Here is a 1,701-nt window from a genome sequence, read left to right as displayed (position 1 = left end):
TTGTTCGTTAAATTTTATTACAAAATTTTTTATATTTCACTTAAATAAAAAATTTATTTTTGTTTTAATTTTCGTTTTTTAATAAACCATAATAGCCCATCGTAAGTTTTTCCACTATCTTTATAAAATAATTTCCAAATGCTTCTGATAGATAAATCTTTATCAAGCAAAGTTTGTATTTTATCTATATCCTTATCATAAATACTATTTAATGACCCTTTCGGGCGTCCTAGTTTTTTACCACTAGCCTTAGCATTTTCAAGTCCTGCTTTTGTTCTTTGGCTGATCAGATCCCTTTCATTTTCCGCCAAGTAAGCATAAATTGACAGAATGAGTTTTGAAGAAGGATTGTTAAAATTGCTGAGTTCTCTTTGTCTTAAAAATAGAAAATTAATATTATTTGCATTAAATTCAAGAACCAAATTAATTATTTCTAGCATACTTCTACCAAGTCTTGAAAGTTCTGTCGCTATTAATAAATCGCCTGATTGTAATCTTTGTTTTAAATCCTTGATTTTTCGTTTTTCTTGAGATTTTGTAGAGCTTATTTTTACTTCTAAAATTTCATCTAAAATGATATTGTTTTTATGACAATATTCCATAATTTCTAACTTTTGAGAATCTAATTCTTGTTTATTTGTTGATACTCTAATATATGCTATATTCATCGTTCTAAATCTTTTAACTTTTGATTTTTTGGTGTTTTTTGAGTAAATTCTTTAAATTTGCCATGAAAATCCTTATTGTAACCAGCTTGTTTATTAATTTCTTTGATACATAGATTTTGTATAGTATCTTTTAAGCTGTATTGCTCTCCTATTTCAGTAATATCAAATTCTTTAACACATTCGCCAAACCAAGTAAATTTTTTAGCAAGTTTAGTAACTATTCTAGCAACTCGTCTTTCATCTATTGGTTCTTTTGAAGTATAACCTGAATATTGTCTATGCTCAAAACCATTTTCGAGCATAAATTTTTTAATCAAAGAATAGGGTTCTCTTGTGTCTTTAAAATATTTTTCAAGACTTTTTGTAGATAAATCAAAATTAATTGCTTTGCGATTTATTCCCAAATTCCTTCTCCTTCGGCTTTACTTGCAGAAATCAAATCGCTATTTCCTTCTTTTTCACTAATCCAAATCCATTCTTTTGCATTTTTTGTAAACCATTCAGAATCAATCAAATATTTATATATAAATAAAGTCATACAACCTAAATCATACTTATCCCCTTTACAATGATAAGTTTCTTTATTAATTTTTATCATTCCTGATTCTTTAGCATATTCATCTATCATTTTATACATATCTTCTAAATTATATTTGCCTTCTTTTAAAATCTTTTCTTCATCTAATACTATTCTTGTACCTAAAAGTGGGTATGCCATTTTTTTATCCTTTCATCAAAAACCTAACAAATTCTAGTAAAAAATAGCTAATACTTAAATAAAAGCTTTTGAATAATATTAATCTAATTACAAAACAAAAATTAAATTATTTTTTTAACTAATAATAAAACTAAAATTTAACGAACAATTATTTTAATAAAGGATATAAAATGAAAATAAAATTATTGTCGTTAATTTTATTAAGCCCTATATTCGTATTTGCGGCTGGTGGTATTGACAAAGTTAATACCTTTATGGAAAATTTAAGCACTGCTTTGTATGCACTTGGAGCTGTGTTACTCACAATTGCATTTA

3 protein-coding genes and 1 pseudogene are annotated in these 1,701 nt (G+C 25.6%); 1 reads left to right on the top strand and 3 read right to left on the bottom strand.

Annotation, left to right across the window (positions count from 1 at the left end; translation table 11 throughout):
* Window positions 1–53 precede the first annotated feature (53 nt).
* Genes FBF15_RS09365 through FBF15_RS09355 form a run of 3 tightly spaced genes read right to left on the bottom strand, consistent with a single transcriptional unit; the run spans window position 54 to window position 1,386 of the window.
* Complete coding sequence (locus FBF15_RS09365; RefSeq protein WP_002803413.1) at window positions 54–668, bottom strand: recombinase family protein; 615 nt, start codon at window positions 666–668, stop codon at window positions 54–56.
* Complete coding sequence (vapD, locus tag FBF15_RS09360) at window positions 665–1,072, bottom strand: VapD family protein (RefSeq protein WP_002801138.1); 408 nt, start codon at window positions 1,070–1,072, stop codon at window positions 665–667. Before vapD ends, FBF15_RS09365 begins: the two co-directional genes overlap by 4 nt.
* On the bottom strand, window positions 1,063–1,386 hold the full coding sequence (locus FBF15_RS09355) for a hypothetical protein (RefSeq protein WP_002809052.1): 324 nt from the start codon (window positions 1,384–1,386) through the stop codon (window positions 1,063–1,065). Before FBF15_RS09355 ends, vapD begins: the two co-directional genes overlap by 10 nt.
* Window positions 1,387–1,556: 170 nt before the next feature.
* Here FBF15_RS09355 and FBF15_RS09830 point away from each other — a divergent pair.
* A pseudogene (locus FBF15_RS09830) lies at window positions 1,557–1,701 on the top strand (conjugal transfer protein TraC); the annotation flags it as partial.

Origin of the sequence: Campylobacter sp. CFSAN093233 (genome assembly GCF_011068165.1) — a bacterium.
Classification (GTDB): domain Bacteria; phylum Campylobacterota; class Campylobacteria; order Campylobacterales; family Campylobacteraceae; genus Campylobacter_D; species Campylobacter_D jejuni.
Note: the sequence above shows the minus strand (reverse complement) of the source record. Positions and strands in the feature narration are given on the sequence as shown.